The sequence below is a fragment of the Amycolatopsis silviterrae genome, from assembly GCF_042684085.1.
Taxonomy (GTDB): domain Bacteria; phylum Actinomycetota; class Actinomycetes; order Mycobacteriales; family Pseudonocardiaceae; genus Amycolatopsis; species Amycolatopsis silviterrae.
Genome location: NZ_JBHUKS010000016.1, coordinates 265,415 through 285,806 on the forward strand (window position 1 = coordinate 265,415; position 20,392 = coordinate 285,806).

At 69.9% G+C, this 20,392-nt stretch carries 22 protein-coding genes; 10 read left to right on the plus strand and 12 right to left on the minus strand.

Annotation, left to right across the window (positions count from 1 at the left end; genetic code table 11):
• Position 1 precedes the first annotated feature (1 nt).
• Together ACFSVL_RS24005 and ACFSVL_RS24010 are read left to right on the plus strand one after the other, a co-directional pair.
• The gene (locus ACFSVL_RS24005; RefSeq protein ID WP_378307765.1) at positions 2-874 is read left to right on the plus strand and encodes a CoA transferase subunit A; all 873 of its coding nucleotides are present in this window, start codon (positions 2-4) and stop codon (positions 872-874) included.
• Entirely contained in the window at positions 871-1,641 is a 771-nt protein-coding gene (locus tag ACFSVL_RS24010; protein WP_378307767.1) for a CoA-transferase subunit beta, read from the plus strand. Before ACFSVL_RS24005 ends, ACFSVL_RS24010 begins: the two co-directional genes overlap by 4 nt.
• 5 nt (positions 1,642-1,646) lie before the next feature.
• Here the strand turns inward: ACFSVL_RS24010 and ACFSVL_RS24015 are convergent, their stop codons facing one another.
• Entirely contained in the window at positions 1,647-2,258 is a 612-nt protein-coding gene (locus ACFSVL_RS24015) for a TetR/AcrR family transcriptional regulator (protein ID WP_378307769.1), read from the minus strand.
• Between the two features lie 73 nt (positions 2,259-2,331).
• Here ACFSVL_RS24015 and ACFSVL_RS24020 point away from each other — a divergent pair, with 73 nt between their 5' ends.
• Complete coding sequence (locus ACFSVL_RS24020; RefSeq protein ID WP_378307771.1) at positions 2,332-3,900, plus strand: AMP-binding protein; 1,569 nt, start codon at positions 2,332-2,334, stop codon at positions 3,898-3,900.
• A 51-nt stretch (positions 3,901-3,951) separates the two neighbouring features.
• On the opposite strand, the gene ACFSVL_RS24025 is transcribed toward ACFSVL_RS24020, so the two are convergent.
• Entirely contained in the window at positions 3,952-5,157 is a 1,206-nt protein-coding gene (locus tag ACFSVL_RS24025; RefSeq protein ID WP_378307773.1) for an acetyl-CoA C-acetyltransferase, read from the minus strand.
• Positions 5,158-5,170: 13 nt separating this feature from the next.
• A complete protein-coding gene (locus ACFSVL_RS24030) occupies positions 5,171-5,941 on the minus strand; it encodes an SDR family oxidoreductase (protein WP_378307775.1) in 771 nt (256 codons plus the stop codon).
• Positions 5,942-6,010: 69 nt separating this feature from the next.
• Between ACFSVL_RS24030 and ACFSVL_RS24035 the strand changes: the two genes are divergently transcribed.
• On the plus strand, positions 6,011-6,835 hold the full coding sequence (locus ACFSVL_RS24035) for an SDR family NAD(P)-dependent oxidoreductase (RefSeq protein ID WP_378307777.1): 825 nt from the start codon (positions 6,011-6,013) through the stop codon (positions 6,833-6,835).
• A gap of 39 nt (positions 6,836-6,874) precedes the next feature.
• Here the strand turns inward: ACFSVL_RS24035 and ACFSVL_RS24040 are convergent, their stop codons facing one another.
• Positions 6,875-7,465, minus strand: a complete 591-nt coding sequence (locus ACFSVL_RS24040; RefSeq protein ID WP_378307778.1) for a TetR family transcriptional regulator — start codon at positions 7,463-7,465, stop codon at positions 6,875-6,877.
• Positions 7,466-7,562: 97 nt separating this feature from the next.
• Here ACFSVL_RS24040 and ACFSVL_RS24045 point away from each other — a divergent pair, with 97 nt between their 5' ends.
• Positions 7,563-8,612 carry an NAD(P)-dependent alcohol dehydrogenase gene (locus tag ACFSVL_RS24045; RefSeq protein WP_378307779.1) on the plus strand — a complete coding sequence of 350 codons (1,050 nt, stop codon included), beginning with the start codon at positions 7,563-7,565 and terminating at the stop codon, positions 8,610-8,612.
• Between the two features lie 32 nt (positions 8,613-8,644).
• Here ACFSVL_RS24045 and ACFSVL_RS24050 read toward each other — a convergent pair whose 3' ends face one another.
• Positions 8,645-9,889, minus strand: a complete 1,245-nt coding sequence (locus tag ACFSVL_RS24050) for an NADH:flavin oxidoreductase (RefSeq protein ID WP_378307780.1) — start codon at positions 9,887-9,889, stop codon at positions 8,645-8,647.
• A gap of 164 nt (positions 9,890-10,053) precedes the next feature.
• Between ACFSVL_RS24050 and ACFSVL_RS24055 the strand changes: the two genes are divergently transcribed.
• Positions 10,054-10,329, plus strand: a complete 276-nt coding sequence (locus ACFSVL_RS24055; RefSeq protein ID WP_378307781.1) for a hypothetical protein — start codon at positions 10,054-10,056, stop codon at positions 10,327-10,329.
• Here the strand turns inward: ACFSVL_RS24055 and ACFSVL_RS24060 are convergent.
• The 5 genes from ACFSVL_RS24060 to ACFSVL_RS24080 form a co-directional block, all read right to left on the minus strand.
• Positions 10,323-11,711, minus strand: a complete 1,389-nt coding sequence (locus tag ACFSVL_RS24060; RefSeq protein WP_378307782.1) for an amidase — start codon at positions 11,709-11,711, stop codon at positions 10,323-10,325. The two genes, ACFSVL_RS24055 and ACFSVL_RS24060, sit on opposite strands and share 7 nt — an antisense overlap.
• A gap of 22 nt (positions 11,712-11,733) precedes the next feature.
• On the minus strand, positions 11,734-12,495 hold the full coding sequence (locus tag ACFSVL_RS24065; RefSeq protein ID WP_378307783.1) for an SDR family NAD(P)-dependent oxidoreductase: 762 nt from the start codon (positions 12,493-12,495) through the stop codon (positions 11,734-11,736).
• Complete coding sequence (locus tag ACFSVL_RS24070) at positions 12,492-13,133, minus strand: PaaI family thioesterase (protein WP_378307784.1); 642 nt, start codon at positions 13,131-13,133, stop codon at positions 12,492-12,494. Before ACFSVL_RS24070 ends, ACFSVL_RS24065 begins: the two co-directional genes overlap by 4 nt.
• The gene (locus ACFSVL_RS24075; protein WP_378307785.1) at positions 13,133-13,906 is read right to left on the minus strand and encodes an SDR family oxidoreductase; all 774 of its coding nucleotides are present in this window, start codon (positions 13,904-13,906) and stop codon (positions 13,133-13,135) included. Before ACFSVL_RS24075 ends, ACFSVL_RS24070 begins: the two co-directional genes overlap by 1 nt.
• Positions 13,907-14,001: 95 nt before the next feature.
• The gene (locus ACFSVL_RS24080; protein WP_378307786.1) at positions 14,002-14,604 is read right to left on the minus strand and encodes a TetR/AcrR family transcriptional regulator; all 603 of its coding nucleotides are present in this window, start codon (positions 14,602-14,604) and stop codon (positions 14,002-14,004) included.
• A gap of 142 nt (positions 14,605-14,746) precedes the next feature.
• Here ACFSVL_RS24080 and ACFSVL_RS24085 point away from each other — a divergent pair, with 142 nt between their 5' ends.
• The 4 genes from ACFSVL_RS24085 to ACFSVL_RS24100 all read left to right on the plus strand — a co-directional run bounded on the left by ACFSVL_RS24085 (position 14,747) and on the right by ACFSVL_RS24100 (position 18,182).
• The gene (locus ACFSVL_RS24085; protein ID WP_378307787.1) at positions 14,747-16,240 is read left to right on the plus strand and encodes an FAD-dependent oxidoreductase; all 1,494 of its coding nucleotides are present in this window, start codon (positions 14,747-14,749) and stop codon (positions 16,238-16,240) included.
• 63 nt (positions 16,241-16,303) lie between these two features.
• Positions 16,304-16,804, plus strand: coding sequence for a TetR/AcrR family transcriptional regulator (locus tag ACFSVL_RS24090; RefSeq protein ID WP_378307788.1), 501 nt, complete (start codon positions 16,304-16,306; stop codon positions 16,802-16,804).
• Positions 16,805-16,818: 14 nt separating this feature from the next.
• Positions 16,819-17,169, plus strand: a complete 351-nt coding sequence (locus tag ACFSVL_RS24095; RefSeq protein ID WP_378307789.1) for a hypothetical protein — start codon at positions 16,819-16,821, stop codon at positions 17,167-17,169.
• On the plus strand, positions 17,169-18,182 hold the full coding sequence (locus tag ACFSVL_RS24100) for an alpha/beta hydrolase (protein ID WP_378307790.1): 1,014 nt from the start codon (positions 17,169-17,171) through the stop codon (positions 18,180-18,182). Before ACFSVL_RS24095 ends, ACFSVL_RS24100 begins: the two co-directional genes overlap by 1 nt.
• A gap of 52 nt (positions 18,183-18,234) precedes the next feature.
• Here the strand turns inward: ACFSVL_RS24100 and ACFSVL_RS24105 are convergent, their stop codons facing one another.
• Positions 18,235-19,155, minus strand: coding sequence for a VOC family protein (locus tag ACFSVL_RS24105; protein WP_378307791.1), 921 nt, complete (start codon positions 19,153-19,155; stop codon positions 18,235-18,237).
• 28 nt (positions 19,156-19,183) lie between these two features.
• A complete protein-coding gene (locus ACFSVL_RS24110; protein WP_378307792.1) occupies positions 19,184-20,368 on the minus strand; it encodes an acyl-CoA dehydrogenase family protein in 1,185 nt (394 codons plus the stop codon).
• Positions 20,369-20,392: the final 24 nt, after the last annotated feature.

Genomic DNA, 20,392 nt, shown 5'->3' on the forward strand with positions numbered 1-20,392 from the left:
AATGGGCGGCAAGTCCATGACCCTGGACGGCGTCACCGAGTACGTCCGGTCCGGGATGACCGTCGGGATCGGCGGCTGGGGGTCGCGGCGCAAGCCGATGGCGATGGTGCGCGAACTGCTGCGCAGCGACGTCGAAGACCTCACGCTGGTCACCTTCGGCGGGCCCGAGGTCGGGCTGCTGTGCGCGGCGGGCAAGGTGCGCCGGGTGATCTACGGGTTCGTCACGCTCGACACGATCCCGCTCGACCCGCATTTCCGCGCCGCGCGCGAGGGCGGCCGGGTCGAGACGACCGAGTACGACGAGGGCATGTTCGTCGCCTCGCTCCGCGCGGGCGCGAACCGGCTGTCCTTCCTGCCGACGCGGTCCGGGCTGGAAAGCGATGTGCTGCTGATGAACCCGGAGCTGAAGACCGTCGCGTCGCCCTATGACGACGACGTCTACATCGCGGTCCCGGCGGTGCGCCCGGACGTCTCGCTGCTGCACCTGAACCGCAGCGACACCCTCGGCAACGGCCAGTTCCTCGGCCCGGACCCGTACTTCGACGACCTGTTCGCGATGGCGTCGGACAAAACGCTGCTGAGCGTCGAGAAGATCGTGGACACCGAGGACCTCACCGCCACCGAGCGGTCGACGTCGCTGCTGATCAGCCGGATGTTCGTGAACGGCGTGATCGAGGCCCCGAACGGCGCGCACTTCACCTCGTGCGACCCGGATTACGGCCGCGACGAGGCGTTCCAGCGGCATTACGCGCAGTCCGCGCAGGACGAGGAATCGTGGCAGCGCTTCCGCGAAACCTTCCTGACCGGCGACGAGGCCAGCTACCACGAAGCAGTGCGCGCCTTCCACCGCGCGACCGAAAAGGAGTCCGCATGAATGCCACCGCGACCCGCGCCGAGGTCTGCATCGCCGCGTGCTCCGACGCGTGGCGCGGCTCCGGCGAGGTGCTGGCCCACGCGGTCGGCACGGTGCCGGCGATCAGCGCGCGGCTGGCCCGGCTCACCCACTCCCCCGAACTGGTGCTGTCCGACGGCGAATGCCACTTCATGGCCGACCCGCCGCCACTGGGCAAGACGGCCGCGGCCGGCGGCACCGTCGAGGCGTGGGCCCCGTTCGGCCGGATCTTCGACATCCTCAACACCGGGCGTCGGCATTCGATGATGGGCGCGAGCCAGATCGACCGGTTCGGCAACCAGAACATCTCGCTCATCGGCGACTGGCGGAAGCCGAAACGCCAGCTCATCGGCATGCGCGGGGCACCGGGCAACACGGTCAACCACCGCACCGACTACTGGGTGAGCCGGCATTCGAGCCGGGTCTTCGTGGACCGGGTGGACATCGTGTCCGGCGTCGGCAACGACCGGGCCCGCGCGCATCCCTCGACGGCGCTGCGGTTCCACCACCTCGGCGTGGTGGTGACCGATCTGGCGGTGCTCGACTACGACGCCGACGGCCGGCTCAAGGTGCGTTCGCTGCACCCGGGCGTGACCGAGGACGAGGTGCGCTCGAATACCGGTTTCGAGCTGGACTTCAGCGACGCCGGGGTCTCCCGGGAGCCGGACGAGCACGAATTGGAGCTGATCCGCACCGTGCTCGATCCGAAGGGCGCCCGGGACCGGGAGGTCAAGGTGTCCCGGTCCTGAACCGCTCAGCCGGCGAGCAAACCGCCGTACAGCATCGAGAGGTACTGCTCCGCCACGACGTCGTGGCGGAGCTTGCCGCGCGGGTTGTACCAGCGGACCGACGACCAGACGGTGTCCCGGATGAACCGGTACACCAGGCTCGTCTCGAGGTCGGCGCGGAACTCGGCGGTCTCGCGGCCCGCCTGCAGCACGCCGAGCCACAGTTTTTCGATCTTCAGCGATGCTTTCCCGACGAATTCGAAATCGGCGAGGCTCCCGACGACGGCCGATTCGTTCTGGTAGAGCGCCACCGCGAACGGCCGCTCGTGAATGGTCGCGAAGGCGGTGTACACCAGCGCGTCGAACTGCTCGCGCGGCGTGCCGTCCTTCCCGGCGATCTCGGTGAACGCGGCCAGCAGGTCGTCCATGAACTCCTTGAGGATCTCGCGGAGCATGTCTTCTTTGGACGCGAAATGGTGGTACAGGCTCCCCGAAAGGATGCCCGCCTCGTCGGCGATGTCGCGGACGGTGGTCTGGGAGTAGCCCCTGGTCGCGAACAGCTGGGCGGCGATGCCCAGCAGCTCTCCGCGCCGGGTGCCGCCGTTTTTGGCCGGGGCCCGGCCGGTTCGCGGAGTCATCGCATGGATCCCTTCCTGCCCGCTGCTTTCCCCTATGCTACCGAACAAGCACTTGTTCAGTGAGGAGACCCGCGTGTCGACACCTCGCACGATGCCCGCCCTGCTCGACGAAGCCGCCCGCCGCCACGGCGACGCTCCGGCTGTGGTCGACGGTACGACACAGCTGTCCTGGACGGAATTGCGGGAGCGGGTACGCACCGTTTCCCGCGCGCTGGCCGCGGCCGGCGTCCGCTCCGGCGACCGGGTCGCGGTGTGGTCGCCGAACCGGGTCGAGTTCATTCTCGCGTTCCTGGGCGCGCAGTGTCTCGGCGCGGCGCTCGTGCCGATCAACACCCGGTACCGCGGCGAGGAGGCCCGGGTGGTGCTGGAGCGGTCCGGCGCTTCGGTACTGGTGCTGTGCAACGGATTCCTCGGCAACGACTACCTCGGGATGCTGACCGAGGCCGCCGCCCGTTCGGGTTCCGGCGGTTCGGGTGCGGTGCCCGGGCTTCCGCAGCTGCACACCGTGATCGACCTCGGATCCGACGGTGTCGCGTTGCCGTGGAACGAATTCCTCGCCGGAGCGGAGTCGGTGCCCGCTGTCGACGAATCCGTGGTGACGCCTTCCACGGTGGCGGACATTCTGTACACCTCGGGCACCACCGGCGTCCCCAAGGGCGTGATGAGCACGCACGCCCAGACGATCGGTGTCGCGGACGTGTGGGCGAAGGGCGCTTCGCTCACCCCCGCCGACAAGTACGCGATCGTCAACCCGTTCTTTCACTCGTTCGGCTACAAAGCCGGGGTGGTCGCGGCGATCACCGCGGGCACGACGATCTACCCGGTGCTGACCTTCGACCCGGTCGCGCTGATGGAGCTGGTCCAGCGGGCCGGGATCTCGGTCCTGCCGGGCGCGCCGACCATTTTCACCACGCTGATCAACCACCCGCGGCGCGGCGAGTTCGACCTGTCGTCGCTGCGCTTCGCGATCGCCGGCGCGGCGTCGGTGCCGGAAAACCTGTTCTCGGACATGCTGGAAATCCTCGGCTTCGAGCAGGTCGCGCAGGCGTACGGGCTGACTGAATGCGTGGTGGCCACCCAGTCGCGGCCGAACGAAGACCCTCAGCACGTCGCGCACACGACCGGTCCGGCGGTGCCCGGGCTGGAGATCCGGGCGGTCGACGGGGAGGGCAAGGACGTGCCGGTCGGCGCCGACGGCGAAATCCTCATCCGGGGCGAGTTCGTGATGCTCGGCTATTTCGACGACCCGGACGCGACCGCGGCGGCGATCGACGACGGCGGCTGGCTGCACACCGGCGACGTCGGGCGGCTGGACGAGCACGGCTGCGTCAAGATCACCGGGCGGCTCAAGGACATGTTCACCGTCGGCGGGTTCAACGTGTACCCGGCCGAGGTGGAGAACGTGCTGAGCACGCACCCGGACGTCGTGGAGGCCGCGGTGATCGGCGTGGACGACGAGCGGATGGGCTCGGTGGGCCGCGCTTACGTGACGCTGTGGGCGGGGATCGAGCTGGATCCGGCCGCGCTGCGCGAGTACTGCCGGGAGCGGCTGGCGAACTTCAAGGTGCCGCGCGAGTTCGTGGCTATCGCCGAACTGCCGCGCAATGCCAGCGGGAAGATCGTGAAGCGGGAGCTGGGCTGAGCCTCGTGAGTGGCAATCCCGGTTCTAACCGGGATTGCCACTCACGAGCTTCTAGGCCAGGCGCTCCAGCACCATCGCCATCCCCTGCCCGCCCGCCGCGCACATCGTCTCCAGCCCGAACGTCGCGTCCCTCTCCTGAAGGCCGTGCAGCAACGTCGTCGCCATCCGCGCTCCCGTCGAGCCGAACGGATGCCCCAGCGCGATCGCCCCGCCGTGCACGTTGACCCGGTCGATCTCCAGTCCCAGCTGATCCACGCACGGCAGCACCTGCGCGGCGAAGGCCTCGTTCATCTCCACCAGATCAATGTCCTCAACGGACAGTCCCGCCCGGCCCAGCGCCTGCTGACTCGCCTCGACCGGCCCGAGCCCCATGATCTCCGGGCTCAACGCGGACACCCCGGTGGCGACGATCCGCGCCAGCGGCTGGATCCCCAGCTCCCGCGCCCGGACGTCGCTCATCACGACCAGCGCGGCCGCCCCGTCGTTGAGCGGACAGCAGTTCGCCGCCGTGACTGTCCCATCTGGACGGAACACCGGCTTCAGCTGCGACACCTTCTCCAGCGTCACTCCCGCTCGCGGACCGTCGTCTGTGGACACCACGGTGCCGTCCGGAAGCGTCACCGGCGTGATGTCCTTCTGCCAGAACGCTCCCGCCTTTTCCGCGCGGTTTTGGCTGCGCACCGCGAACGCGTCCTGGTCCGCCCGGGACACTCCACAATGGTCAGCGACATTCTCCGCGGTCTCGCCCATCGCGATGTAGACGTCCGGCAGCGCACCGTCTTTCCGCGGGTCTGTCCACTGCAGACCGCCACCGGCGCGTTTCTCCGTCACCGCCATGGCGTCGGCATACAGCGGGTTCTTCGTGTCCGGCATCCCGTCGGCTTTGCCCTGGGAGAACCGGGAAACACACTCCACGCCCGCCGACACGAACACGTCGCCCTCGCCCGCGCGAATGGCGTGCATCGCCATCCGCGTGGTCTGCAGCGAAGACGCGCAATACCGGTGCACCGTCGTGCCAGGCACCGCGTCGAGACCGAGCCGCAGCGCGACCATCCGGCCGAGGTTGTACGCCTGCTCCCCGGCCGGTTGCGCGCAGCCGAGCATCAGGTCGTCGATCCGGTCGACCTCCGGAACCGCCGCCAGCGCGGCTTCGACCATCTGCGCGGCGAGGTCGTCCGGCCGCAGGTCCTTGAGCGATCCCTTGTACGCCCGCCCGATCGGCGAACGGGCGGCGGAGACGATCACGGCTTCAGGCACAGCTGGGCCCTCCTCAGGCGTTGGGGGTGTGCTGGAGGAAAGCCGGCCACTCGCCGCCTCCGTCCACATTGAGCACTGCTCCGCTGACATGGCTCGCGAGCGGCGACGCGAGCAGCAGACACGCTTGTCCGACCTCGGCCGGCGACGCGAACTGTCCACGCGGGATAGTCCGGGCGACCGCGTCACGTTGCGCCGGATCGCCGTAGTGGTCCTCAGAACCGGGCGTCTCGACCAACCCGCAGCTGACCGCGTTGACCCGCACCCGCGGCGCCCACTCGACCGCCAAGCTGGTGGTAAGACTCTCCAGCGCCGCCTTGGCCGCGCCATACACCGCAGTGCCCGGACTAGCCCGCCGCGCCGAAATCGACGTGACGTTCACCGCCGAGGCTCCCGGTGTCTCACTGAGAAGCGGATACGCCGAATGCAGCACGTACGCCGCGGCCAGGAAGTTGAGATCGTTGATTTTGCGATGAAACCGCGGCGAGGCCTCGGCGAACTGCGCGAACGGCGCGCCGCCGGCGTTGTTGACCACGACGTCGAGCCGCCCGTGCCGCTCGCCGACCGCCGCCAGCCAGGCCTGGACCTGCTCCGGCTCCCGCACGTCGACCTGCGTGAACCGCGCCGTCCGGCCGTCCACCTCGCGGAGCTTCTCCGGCTCGGTGCGCCCGCAGATCTCGACCTCGGCCCCCGCTTCGAGAAACGTCGCCACGATGCCGTCGCCGACGCCGCGCGCTCCGCCGGTGACGAGGACGACGCGATCGGACAGGTCGAAGCTGACAGGCATGCTGCTCCTTCTCGCCGGGAGCGCTCAGCTTACCAAACAAATGCTAGGTTGAGGACGAGGAGGTTTTCCATGCCACAGGAAGCAATCCGCCGAGTCAGCATCGTCACCGGAGGCGCACTGGGGATCGGCGGGGCGACCAGCCGCCGCCTGGCCGCACGCGGGGACGCGGTGGTGCTGAACGACCTCGATTCCGCCGCCGCTGCTGACGCTCAGGCCGCAATCGAGGCGGCGGGCGGGGTGTGCGAAACGGTCATCGGCGACATCGTGGTGGACGAGGTGGCCGAGGCCGTCACCGCTGCCGCCCTGCGCTTGGGCGACGGCCGGATCGACGTCCTGGTCAACAACGTCGGCGATTTCCGTCCCGCTTCCCGGGATTTCCTGCACAGCACACCGGAACAGTGGGCGCGGCTGCACGAACTGAACCTGCTGCACGTCTTCAAGGTCACCCACCGGGTGCTGCCGCACATGATCTCGCACGGCGCGGGCGTCATCGTGAACAACTCGACGGTGGAAGCCTTCCGCGGCATTCCCGGACATGCGGTGTATTCCGCTTACAACGCCGGGGTTTCCGCCTTCACGAAGAGCCTGGCCGTCGAGGTCGGCCGACATGGCGTCCGGGTGAACGCGATCGCGCCGGACCTGGCCGACAGCCAGCAGACGCCCGCCGCGGCGATGCTGCGCGACAACGACCCGTCAGCGATCGAGACCTGGGTGCCGCTGGGCCGGTTCGGGCACGTGGACGAGTACGCGAAGGTGATCGAATTCCTGACCACCGACGCGGCTTCGTACGTCACCGGCCACACCATCCCGGTGGACGGCGGGACGTTGGCGGCGTCGGGGTGGTACCTGCGGACGAACCGGAAGGGGTTTACGAACTTTCCCCGGGAGACCTGAGTCGTGAGTGTTTATCCCGGTTAGAACCGGCATTGCCACTCACGAGCCCGGCGCGATCACCCGCTGCACGCTGTCGCGCAGCAGTGCCCGGCGCTGCTCGTGCAGTTCCGGAGGCTCCTGGTCACTGGCGGCGTAGACGTTGCTGACCGGAGACCAGGCCATCGACATCGCGATGACCATCGCCATCAGGTCGAACGGATCTCCAGACCGGACGACACCCTCGGCCTGTGCGTCGGCGATGGCCCGCAGTTTGCCCTCGTCGAGGCGATCGCTGTCGCCGACGAGGTGCCCGGTCGGCTGTCGCTCCAGCCGCGCCCAGGTGGCCAGCCGGATGAGGTCAGGGCGACGGAGATACTCGTCGTAGAGGCGGACCGCCCAGCCGGCGAGGTCGGCGGCGTCGATCGGCACGACGGTCATGATCCGCTCCAGCGAGGCGGAGAAAATGGCGTCGAACAGCCCTTCCTTGTTGCCGAAGTAGCCGTAGAGCTGCGCCTTGTTGGTGCGGGCGGCGGCCACGATGCGTTCGACGCGCGCCCCGGCGATCCCGTGCTCGGCGAACTCCTGGGTCGCCACGTCCAGGATGCGCTGCCGGGTGGCGGCGCCGCGCGAGGTCAGCGGCTTGTCGGCCATGCCGGGCACGATAACAACAGACCAGTCTGTTTGCCGAATCGGCCAGGTCCCGCTACCGTCGCAATAGACCGAACAGTCTGTTTGTTGAGGAGCGAGCATGCGGACCACTCTGGGCTGGCAAGCCGACCACGCCGGGGCCGCGTTGCGGCGGACCTCCCTGCGCCGGCGGGACCTGCGGGCCGACGACCTCGCCGTTCGCGTGGACTACTGCGGCGTCTGCCATACCGATCTCCACGCCGTCCGCGCCCACCCCGGCGAAGCGCCGCTGGTACCGGGCCACGAGTTCACCGGTGTGGTGACCGACATCGGACAGGAGGTCACCCGGTTCGCCGTCGGGGACCAGGTCGCGGTCGGCAACATCGTCGACTCGTGCGGCGGGTGCGCGATGTGCGAGGTAGGACAGGAAAACTTCTGCCACGAGTTCCCCACCCTGACCTACGGCGGCACCGACCGCCGCGACGGAACCACCACGCTGGGCGCCTTCTCCCGCGAGTACGTCGTCCGCGACGTGTTCGCCTACCCGCTCCCCGCCGGACTCGACCCCGCTGCCGCCGCTCCCCTGCTGTGCGCCGGGATCACGGTCTGGGAACCGTTGCGCGCCCTCGGCGTGGGGCCCGGCACCCGGGTCGCCGTGGCCGGACTGGGCGGCCTCGGACATCTCGCGGTCAAACTCGCCGTCGCGCTCGGGGCCGACACCACCGTCATCAGCCGGTCGGCCGACAAAGCCGACGACGTCCGCCGGCTGGGCGGCCACGACCTGATCGTCTCCACGGACGAACGCCAGATGACCGCGGCCCGGGACCGGTTCGACGTCGTCATCGACACCATCGCCGTCCCGCACGACGTCTCGCCCTACCTCAAGCTCGTCGCCCTCGACGGAACCCTCAGCCAGGTCGGACATCTCGGCACGGTCACCGTCCAGGCCACTGATCTGCTGATCGGACGGAAGAAACTCAGCTCCGCGGGCAGCGGCGGCCGTCCCGCGACCGCCGCCCTGCTGGAGTTCTGCGCCCAGCACGACGTCGCCGCTGACATCGAACTCCTGCCGTCCGCACGCGTCAACGAAGCCCTAGACCGCCTGGCGCGCAACGACGTTCGCTACCGCTTCGTGTTGGACATGTCCGACCTGCAGTGGGAGGGGTCGTGAGTGTTTATGCCGGTTAGAACCGGGATTGCCACTCACGACCCCACGTACCCCGCAGGCTGCCCCCAGTCCGCGCTCCGGGTCGTAGTCCGGTCCACCAGCACGCACCGCGTCCCGGTGAAGTTCGTCGGCATGCACTTGTTGCAGTGGATGCACAACGACGGCGTCCCCGGCTCCGCCGCGATCCGGTTCACCAGATCCGGCTCGCGCAGCAGCGCCCGGCCCATCGCGACGTACTGGAACCCCTCCCGCATCGCCAGGTCCATCGACGCCCGGTCGGTGATCCCGCCGAGCAGCACCATCGGCAGCTTCACCGCGGCGCGGATCTGCCGGGCGTCTTCGAGCAGAAACGCGTCCCGGTAAGGGTATTCGCGGATGAACCGCTTCCCGACCGCCTGCACGCCCAGCCTCAGCGGCTGCGGCATGACCGCCGCGAACTCGCGCACCGGTGCGTCGCCCTTGAACAGGTACATCGGGTTCAGCAGCGACGATCCAGCAGTCATCTCGAGTGCGTCGCAGGTGCCGTCGGCTTCGAGCCATTGCGTCACCGGGATCGCCTCGTCGAGCCAGAAACCGCCAGGCGCGCCGTCGTCCATGTTCATCTTCACGATCACCGCGATCCGGTCGCCGACCGCGTCCCGCACCGCACGCATCGTGTCGCGCGCGAGCCGGGCGCGGTTTTCCAGCGAGCCACCGTATTTGTCGGTGCGGTGGTTTAGCTTGGGACTCAAGAACGAGCTGATCAGATAATTATGTCCTAAGTGGACCTCGATCGCGTCGAACCCGCACTCGATGGCGCGCACGGCCGCGTCCGCGTGCGCGCGTTTGACGCGTTCGATGCCGGCGTGGTCGATTTCCTGGGCGAAACTGAGCGTCGTCTTGTGGAAGTACCGGCTCGGCGCGAGCGCGGGCAGCCCGTTGCCCTTCGGATTCGCGACCGGCCCGCCGTGCCCGATCTGCGCCGAGATCGCCGCGCCCTCGGCGTGCACCGCGTCGGTGAGCACACGCAGCCCGGGCAGGGCTTCGTCGGCCCAGTAAATCTGATGCCGGTCGGTGCGGCCTTCCTTGGCGACCGCGCAATAGGCGACCGTCGTCATCCCGACGCCGCCCTTCGCGTAGCCGACGTGGAAATCGACCAGATCCTGGGTAACCCGGCCCTGATGGCTGAGCCCCTCGTAGGTCGCCGCCTTGACGACGCGATTGCGCAACTGCACCGGCCCGAGCTTGGCGGGAGCGAGCGGATCGGGCGGGGTGGTGGTCGTGGTGGTCGTGGGAGTCACGTTGTCACGGTAGGAAACGGAGGGGCTGGACCACTCCGGCGATCTCGGTGACCGGGAGACCTGCGGGGCAACCTGACCGCGGGAAGCTCTCCACCGCGGTAACGCCACGAGCTGGACCGGCGACTCCTGTTCGTCCCTTTCGTACTCCCGGAGGAGAAACACCCGTGCCGGACCCCAAGCCTCGTCCTCGCTATCACGCCGACGCCTTCACCGGCCCTGCCGCCGTCGCCGAGCGACTCAAGGAAGCATCCGAGACAGACGGGCCGACGGACTACGCGAACAGGATCAACCTGGAGATCCTGGGGCAGCTCGCGGCTATCCGGCGGCACACGTTGACTATCGCCACGATAGTCGTGATGTGGGCGATCCTGACCTCGATCGGGATCATCGTGATCATGACCCACCTCCCGAGCAGCGGTTCGTCCTTCTCCCGCTACTGAGGAACCGGCCAGGGAGCCGCCTCCTCCAGCTGCGCCGCCAACGACAACAGCAGCCCCTCCCGCCCCAGATCCGCCGCGAAGTGCACCCCCACCGGCAGTCCGTCGTCATCCCGCCCCAACGGCAGCGAGATCGCCGGCATCCCCGTCACGTTGAACACGCTCGTCCACGCCGAATACGCCCCAGCGTGCTCGTAGATCGACGCCGGGTCGGTCGTGTCCAGCAGGCCCAGCGGCGGGGTCGGCAGCGGCAGCGTCGGGGTGAGCAGCACATCATAAGAAGCAAAGACCGTGCCGACTTCCCACCCGATCTCCTGCGCCCGCCGCAGGGCGCGGTGGAGCTGGTTGGCGCTGAGGCCGCGATAATGGTCGAGCAGCAGCTCAGTGAACGGCTCGACATCGCCCGGCTCGAGTTCGCGGCCCAGCGCGGCCAACCGGTCCTCCACGATCACCACCAGGTCCGCGCCCATGAGCACCCCGCCGGTCGTGCGGACGTCCGGGAAATCGAACGGGGCCACGGTTTCCTCGACGTGATGGCCGAGTTCCTCGCACAGTTTCGCGGTCTGCTGCACGGCGGCCACGCAGGCGGGATGCGGGTCGACGCCGGTCCGGGCCTCGGTGGCCACGCCGATGCGGAGGCGGCCGGGGGCGCGGCGGGTCGCGTCGAGGAAGGTGCCGGACGGCGTCGGGGCGGCGAAGGCTTCGCCCGGGAGCGGTCCGGCGATCGCGTCCAGCAGGGCGGCGCTGTCCCGGACAGTCGTGGTGACCGCGTGGGCGACGGACACCGGGGCGGCGAGGGTGCCGGAGTCGGGCGAGCCGGTGGTGCGGCCGCGGCTGGGTTTCAGGCCGACCAGGCCGCACATCGCGGACGGGATGCGGATCGAGCCGCCGCCGTCGGTCGCGTGGGCGGCGGGGACCAGGCCGGCGGCGACGGCGGCCGCGGAACCGCCGCTGGAGCCGCCGGGTGAGCGGGACAGGTCGTGCGGGTTTCGGGTGGGGCCGTGCAGTTGTGGTTCGGTGCTCGCGTTAAGGCCGAATTCGGGAGTGTTGGTGGTGCCGAGGAGGACCAGGCCGGCGCGTTTGTAGCGGTGGATCAGTTCGCTGTCCACAGTGGAAACTGCGGTGGCGAACAAGCGGCTGCCCTGGGTGGCGGGGAGTCCGGCGATTTCCGTGCCGAGGTCCTTGATCAGGAACGGGACTCCGGTGAGCGGGCCGTCGGGCAGTCCGGCGTCGATTTCGGCTAGGGCGGCCTCGAAACGGCGGCCGATCACGGCGTTGAGCCGCGGGTTCGCGTCTTCGATGCGGGCGATCGCCGCTTCGGCAGCCTCCCGGGCGGACAGGTCGCCGCGGCGGATGGCGGCGGCGGTGTCGAGGGCAGAAAGCACAGCGAGGTCTCCTCAGAAGGGCTCAGCCGAAGAAGGCTTGGCCGCCGTCGAGCGGCACGGTGGCTCCGGTCAGATAGCGCAGATCGGAGCCGACCAGCGCGACGACGGCGCGGCCGATGTCCTCCTCGCATTCCCCGATCCGGCCCATCGGAATGGTCGAGACGAATTCGGCGGCCTCTTCGGGATTGTGTTCGGTCCACCATTTCAGCCCGGGCGACAACGCGTGCGGCGCGATCGCGTTGACCCGGATCCCGTCGCGCGCCCATTCCACGGCGGCGGTGCGCGACAGCGAGCGCAAGGCTTGTTTTGCTGCGGCGTAAGCACCGTAGGTGGTGGGATCCCAGCGCACCATCGCCGAGGTGACCAGGTTGACGATCGAACCGTCACCGGTCGCCTTCAGGTGCGGGTGGGCGGCTTTCATGAAGGCGAACGCGGCGAACGGACCGGTCGAGAAACCGCGCGTGAACTCCTCGTCGCTCATTTCCAGCAACGGTCCGAAGGCACCGGAGTACGCATTGTTGACCAGAATGTCCAGTCGGCCGAACCGCGAAACTACCTCGTTGACCACGCCGGGAATCGACGCGGTATCCGAGACATCGCACTCGAACGGCTCCGCGGTGGTGCCTCGTTCGCGCAGGAGCCGGCAGGTCTCGTCCAGTTTGCCGCGCGTACGTCCGAGGACTGCGACGGACGCGCCCTCCCCCGCCAGCGCCAGCGCGATTCCTTGCCCGACGCCTTGTCCGGCACCGGTCACCAGGGCCACCCGGCCCGCGAGCGTGTTCATCGGCCTCCTTCGTCCGCAACCGGTCGCGCCACATGCTTGGCCACGAAAATTCCGTCCGCGGACACGCAAACCTCGCCGTGAGCGAGAATTTCGCCGGTCGTGCGGATCCGGCGGCCCTCGCTGGATTCCTGCCGCGCGCGGATCGTCAGCTCCTCGAACAGCGGGGTCGTCCGGTGGTAGCGGACGCTGAGCGTGCCGGTCATCCCGTCCGGCCCCGGCCCCCAGCTGTTGGCGACTCCGAGCGCGTGATCCAGCAGCAGCGCGGAAATCCCGCCGTGCACACAGCCCGGCGGCCCCTGGTAGGGCAGGCCGAGCGTCACCGTTCCGGTCACCGATCCGTCCGGCAGGCCGTGCAGGTGCAACGGCGGGGCGAGCGCGTTTTCGGGTCCGGTGACCGGATCGTGGCGCGGCCGCCCGGCCCACATCCCGACGAATCGTTCCCGCCGCTCCGGCGCGTGTTCTTCGAGCTGGTCGGCGATCCGGTCGAGATCGCGGGCGATGTCAGACATCGGAGCGGCGCTGTCCGCACCAGCGTGCAGGAGGGCGTTGACCACTCGGCGGGCCGCCGCGACGGCGGCGTCGATGCCGTCGTCGTTCGGGACGGGCGACAGCGGGACGTTTTCGGCGTAAGTCGTCATCAGTAGTGCGCCGCCGGGCGGAGCGTCGCCTCGGCACCGCCGTCGACGTAGACGACCTGGCCGGTGATGTGCGTCGTCGCGGCGTCGGCGAAGTAGGCCAGCACGCGCGCGACGTCTTCGGCGGCCGCGTAGCCGTGCAGGGGCATCGGGACGGCCTTGTCCATCACGGCTTTCATCTGAGGGTTAGCGAAAAGCTCGTCGGTCATCGGCGTCAGGACCACGCCGGGCGCGACCACGTTCACCGCGATTCCGGCGTCGGCCCAGCCTGCCGAAACCGACGTCCGGCGCGCCCATTGCGCGATCGCGGACTTCGACGACGGGTACAGCTGGAGCGCCCGGTTGCCCGCGATCGCCTCGCGGGCGGCGGTCAGCGCGGCTTGCTCGTCGCCGCGCAGGCAGGCCTCGACCACCGCCGGGTCGTTCGGCTGGGTGCCGGAGATCGAGCCGACCAGCACGACGCGCGGGGCTTCGGATTTCGCGAGCAGCGGCTGCAGCGCTTCGATGAATTCGGTGCTGCCGAAGTAGTTCACGGTCACCATCGCTTCGCCGGGGTTCGACGTCCCGGCGCAGGTGATCACCGCGTCGACGTGCCCGGTGCGCTTGCCGACCTCCTCGGCGGCGGCGATCCGGCCCTGCGGGGTCGAGAGGTCCGCGTCGACGTCGCTGCCCGCCAGGTCGACGCCGAGGACTTCGTAGCCGCGCTCGGCGAGAAGGCCGCTGAGCGCCGCACCGATCCCCGAACTCGCTCCGGTTACGACGACGGTGCGCGGCATGACGGCCTCCTGAGGTGGGGTTCGGGATCGGCCGCGACGCTACGGGGACTCCGCCCAGCGCGACGGGCTCATCCCGGTCACCGGGAGAAACCGGGTCAACGCCCCAGTTCGGCCAGCAGCAACCGGCACGCCAGCACCGTGTCCGCCTCCGCCTCCTCGGTGGTGATGTGCCCGTTCAGCTGCGACGTCAGCACGCCGTACCAGGTCTGCTCGATCAGCCGGACCAAGCGGCGATCGTGGTCGCTGGCCTCAACCACCCCCGCGACCCGCAGGATCAGATCGGCGAACTCGACCGTCGCGGCCATGTTCGGCGACTCCCCCGCGACCGTCGCGTTGTTGGACTGCAGCATCGCCTGCGCGAGCCGCGGCCGTTCCAGCAGCTTGCGCGCCGCGTCGACCAGCACGCGCGCGACCGCCTCGGCCGGTTCCTGCCCGGGCTCGACCGGGACGCTGTTGCGGTCCAGCTGTTCGACCTGGCTGTGCAGCAGCGCGGTGAACAGGATCGTCTTCGACGGGAAGTACCGGTACAGCGTCGCGATGGCGACGCCGGCGTCGCGGGCGACGTCGAGCATCTGGATCCGGTCGAGACCGTGCTCGGCGCCGTGGTCCGCGGCCGCGCGCAGGATGCGCCGGTAGCGCTCCTGCTGTGCGGGCGAACTCGGCGTGGCCGGCGCCCGGTTCTCGGCGACTCTCGGCACCGCGACTCCTCCGCTCGTGATCAGGCCATTCTCGCGCACGATCCTCCCACCGGGCGCCGCCGCTACCGGTGAGTGGGATGAACCCGGCCCGGCGCGCCGCGGATGAGGTTGGCTCGCCGGGTCGCGACGACTTGGAGGACTCATGGCTTTCGACGACCAGTTCGACGTGGTGGTGGTCGGGTCCGGCGCGGGCGCGCTGACCGGGGCGTACCTCGCCGCCCGGGCCGGGCTGCGCACCGCGGTGGTCGAGGGCGCGGACCGGCTCGGCGGGACCTCGGCGTACTCCGGCGCGGCCTGCTGGCTGCCCGGCACGCAGGTCCAGCAGCGGTTTGGCGTCGCGGATTCCACCGCCGCCGCGCGCGAGTACCTGCGCGCGCTGCTCGGCGAGGACCGGACCGGGCGGCAGGAGGCGTTCCTGGCGAAGGCGCCGGAGCTGGTCGCGGCGCTGGAGGCGGATCCGGCGCTCGAGTTCGAATGGCGGGCGTTCCCGGACTACTTCGACCGGCCGGGCCGGGTGCCCGGCGGCCGCTCCTTCGTGCCGGTCGACCTGCCGCTGTCCGAGCTGGGCGAACGCGCGGAGCTGGTGCGTCCGCCGGTGGACCGCGACCGCGCCGGCCGCGGGCACCGCGACGCCCCGCTGGACGGCGGCCGCGCGCTGATCGGGCGGCTGCTGCTGGCTTTTGACGCGACCGGCAACGGCACGGTGTTCACCGGAACGCCGGTCGACGAGCTGGTGGTCGAGGACGGACGAGTCGTCGGCGTCGGGCCACGGCGGATCGGAGCCACTTACGGCGTTCTCGTCGGCGCGGGCGGGTTCGAACGGAACGCCGAGCTGCGGACGCGGTCCGGCGTGCCCGGGTCCGCCGAGTGGTCGATGGCCCCCGCGGAAACGAATCGCGGCCAGGTTTTGGAGGCGGCGATCGCCCTCGGCGCGGCCGTCGACCTGATGGACGAGGGCTGGTGGTGCCCGGGAATCGCCATGCCGGACGGCGGCGCGTCGTTCACGCTCGGCTTCCGCGGCGGGATCGTCGTGGACCGCGACGGGCGGCGTTACGCGAACGAATCGCTGCCCTACGACCAGATGGGCCGCGAGATGGCCGCCGACCCGGCGCGGCGGGTCCCCTCGCACATCGTGTTCGACAGCCGGGAAAACGGCCGCCTGCCCGCCATCGCGCTGCCCGGCGGACGGCCGGACGACCACCTGGCGGCTGGCACCTGGGTGGAGGCGGACACGCTGGAGGAGCTGGCGAAACTGATCGAAGCCCCGGAGCTGCCCGCCGCGGTCGCCCGGTTCAACTCCTTCGCCGAAGCCGGGCAGGACGCGGATTTCGGCCGCGGCGAGGACGAATACGCCCGGCATTTCGCGAATCCGGTGCTGACGCCGGTGGACCGCCCGCCGTTCCGCGCCGCGCGGCTGGTGCTGTCGGATCTGGGGACGAAGGGCGGTCTGGTCACCGATCCGGACGCGCGGGTGCTGCGCGCGGACGGTTCGGCGGTGGAAGGCCTTTACGCGGTCGGCAATGCGGCGGCGTCGATGACCGGGGGCTACTACCCGGGGCCGGGGATCCCGCTGGGCACGGCGATGGCGTTCGCCGCCCGGGCGGTCGACGATCTGGTGGCCCGCGCCGGACGGTGAGCCGGGATTTTTGAGGAACGATCGTTCTTGACTGATCGTTCCTCAAAAGGCTACCGTCAGGGCATGGGCAGGCGAAGGGCGTTCGACGAGGACGAGGTGGTGCGCGCCGCCGTGGGGCTGTTCGGCGGTCGCGCGTATGACGGAGTGTCCGTCGACGACCTCGTCACCCATCTCGGCGTGCACCGCAACAGCTTGTACAAGACGTTCGGCAGCAAGCGCGGCCTCTACCTGGTCGCGCTGCGCCGTCACCTCGCCGACGACGTCCGTCCCTTGGCCGAAGCGCTCGCCACGGCAACGGACGCCGCGTCCGCGCTGCGGCTCGTCGCTTCGGCCGACCTCGGTCTGCTGCTGCTCGCGGCGGTCGAACGGGCACCGGCCGACGAGGAGGTGGCTGCCGAGGTCGCCGAGGCACTGGCCGCGCTCGACCAGGCGATCGCCGACGCGCTCGGCATCTCCACCGCGCTGGCCGCCGCCCTCACTGCCGCCGCACTGGGCCTTCGCCTGCGCGGCACCCCCGAAGACGCGGGTGCCGCATTGGCCCACCGGCTCGATCCCCTTAACTGACAAGGAAAACAGACATGGCACTGGTTACCATCGACGGCGGCAACCTCCTCGTCGTGATCGAAGGTCTCGACAAGCTGTGGGCCTTCAAGAGCAGCCTGACCATCCCGCTGGCCAACGTCCGCGGCGCGACCGCGGACCCCGGCATCGCCGCCGATCCCAAGGGGATCCGCGCGCCCGGCGCCCACGTGCCCGGCGTGATCACGGCGGGCACGTTCCACCTCGACGGCGAAAAAGTCTTCTGGGACGTCAAGGATCCGGCGAAGGCCGTCGTGCTCGAACTCGCCGACGAGCGCTACGCCCGCCTGGTCCTCCAGGTCGACGACCCGCGCGCGACCGTCGCACTGGTCGAGAAGGCCCTGCGCTGATGCTCTCCCACCTCGCAGCAGCCGTGCTGACCCTGACCGCTCCCGTCGCGGCGACGCCCGGTCTCGTGCCCGCCGCCGACCGCGAAGTCGTCTTCACCGTCGAGGGGACGCCGACGTACGGCACCCTGCACGTTCCCGCGCACCGGGCCGGCCAACGGCTGCGCGCCGCGCTCCTGCTGCCCGGCAGCGGCCCCACCGACCGCGACGGCAACCAGCCGCACCTGTCCCCGAACACGCTGGTGCAGGTGGCTGACGCACTCGGCCGCGACCGGGTCGCCACGCTGCGGTTCGACAAGTACGGCACCGGCCGCACCGGGCTCGGCGCCTACCGCGACCATCCCGAAACACTCGACTACCCGGCATTCGTCCGCCAGGCGAAAGCCGCCTACGAGACGTTGCGCGACCAGCCGGAGACCGCTCCGCGCGCGCTGTCCGTCGTCGGGCACAGCGAAGGCGCGATGACCGCGCTGCTGCTCGGCGGCACCGTCCGTCCTCGCCCGGCTGGCTTGGCATTGCTGCAACCCCAGGCCCTCCGCCTGCTGGACCTGGTCGCGCTGCAGCTGCACGCCCAGGTCGCCGAGGCGGTCCGGCAGGGCCAGCTCACCCCGGAACAGCAGCGGACCATCGACGCGGCGATCGACGCCGCCGTCACCGCGTTGCGCGAACACCGGCCGGTCGACACTACTGGCCTTCCGCCTGCCCTCGCGCAGCTCTTCCAGGGCTTCCAAGGGCAGAACGGCCGGTTCGTGGACAGCGACGACGCCGTCTACCCGCCCGCCATCGCCGCGGCGCTGCGGCCGGGCACCAGGGTGCTGCTGACGTGCGGCACGAACGACGTCCAAGTCCCTTGCGCCACAACGGATGCCCTGACCACCGCCCTGCGCCGCGCGCACGTCGGCGGACCGGGCCGGGTGCCGCTGTCCGGAGTGGACCATCTGCTGCACGATGCCGAGCATGCGGACACGCCCGCGCCAGTTGTGCTCGACGCGCTGCATCGGTTCGCGGGGCGCTGAGGGTCGTGAGTGGCAATCACGGTTCTAACCGGGATTGCCACTCACGACCCCCTCACTCAGGCGACTTGAACGCAGCCAGTTGCTCCGCCCCAGACCAGTCATGCCCCCAGTAACTGTCCCGGGTAATCTCCTCCGCCGTGTAAAACCGCTCGTCCACCAGCATCCCCTCGGTCCCGTACTCCAGATCCCACCCGCCCGGGGCCCGGACGTAGAACGACACCATCTTGTCGTTCGTATGCCGGCCCAGGGTCGACGACACCGAGAACCCGCGCTTGCCGACCTCGTCCAGTGCGCGGCCGACCGCGTCCAGGGAGTCGACCTCGACCATCAGGTGCACCAGGCCCGGCGGTTCGCCGTGCGGGGCCGGGCAGATCGCGAGGCTGTGGTGGCGCTCGTTGACGCCCATGAACCGCACCCGGCGCGGCTTCTGGCCGGGGGCCGCGCCGCTCATCGAGACCGCGCCGCGCGGGAGGAAGCCGAGCACCTCGGTGTAGAACGTCTCGACCTCGGCGAAGTTCGTCGTCGGCAGCACGACGTGGCCCATGCCCTGCGCGCCGGTCACGAACCGCTGGGTCCACTTCGTGCGCACCGGGTCGTGGTCGAGGACCGGGCCGAAGAACACCTCGACCGGGGTGCCGGACGGGTCGTCGAAGGTGATCGCCGAATCGACCCGGCGTTCGCGGCATTGCTGTTCCGACAACACCTTCACCGCGGTTCCGGACGCCTCCACCGCGCGCCCGACCGCGGCCAGCGCGAACTGGTCGCGCACCTCCCAGCCGACCGCGAGCACCCGGTCGTCCTCCCCGGGCAGCACGATCAGCCGCGCCTCGCGTTCGTCCATCCGCAGGTACAGGCCGTCGGCGGCCGGGCCGGACGTTTCGGCGAAGCCGAGCGCCTCCACGGTCAGCTCCCGCCAGCGCGGCAGGTCGCGGCTCCGCACCCGGAGGTATCCGAGCCCTCGGATCTCGGTCATAGCGCAACTCCTTGCGGGGTAAGAGAATTCAGATCATAGAGAGCATCGGGCCGGGCGGCGGCTCGACGTCGAGGTCGGTCAGCGCGGACGCGTGGAACACCGAGCCGGGCACGTGGATCGCGTGCGCCAGGCCCATGTGCCCGTCGCGCCAGAAGCGCTGGATCGGGTTGTCCATCCGCAGGCCGTTGCCGCCGCTGCGGGCGACCACCTCGTCCATCGCGCGCACCGCTCGCCACGCCGCGGCGACCTGGGTGCGGCGTGATGCGGCGCGGTCGGCCAGCGTTGCCGGCGAACCCGCCGCTGCCTTGTCGTAGAACCGGGAAACGTTGTCCAGCATGGCGATTCGCGACGCTTTGATCTCCTCGGCGGCGGCGCTGATCGCGAACAGCACGTACGGGTCGTCTTTCACCCGCGTGCCGGTGATTTGCACGCGAGTGCGCTGGTAGGCCATATGCGCGGCCAGCGCGCCCTCCGCGATGCCGATCACCGCGGACGTGATGCCGAGCGGGAAAATCGTCGTGAACGGGACACCGTACGTCGGATTGGTGCGGCCGGATTCGCGCAACGCGCTGCCGTCGGTCATCCGGCTGAACGGGACCGCGCGGTACTCCGGAATGAACGCGTCCTTGACGACGATGTCCTTGCTGCCAGTGCCGCGAAGGCCGACGACGTCCCAGGTGTCTTCGACGATTTCGTAGTCCGCGCGAGGAAGGATCACGTGGTAGTTCCGGGGCGGCTGCACGACATTGCCATCCGCGTCGCCGAGAAAGCCGCCGAGGAAAATCCAGTCGCAGTGGTCGGTTCCGGACGAGAACTGCCACCGTCCATTGAAGACATACCCGCCGTCGACCGGTTTCAGCACGCCCATCGGCGCATACGGCGAAGCGATCCAGGTGTCGTTGTCGGCGCCCCAGATCTCTTCTTGCACCCGACGGTCGCAGAGCGCCATTTCCCACGGATGCACGCCGACGATCCCGGCCACCCAGCCCGTCGAACCGTCGAGCGACGCCAGCCGCATCACCGTTTCCGCGAATTCGCGCGGATGGGCTTCCGCGCCGCCGTAATCGGCGGGCTGGAGCATTTTGATCGCGCCGGTTTCCCGGAGCATCTTGGCCGCTTCGTCGGCGAGCCTGCCGAGCCGCTCGTTCTCCGGCCCGAGCGCGGCGATCTCGTCCGCGCGCTGGTCGATCGCGGCAAGAGCGGGATGGGTCATGGCGCTTCCCTTTCTCCGGGGCCG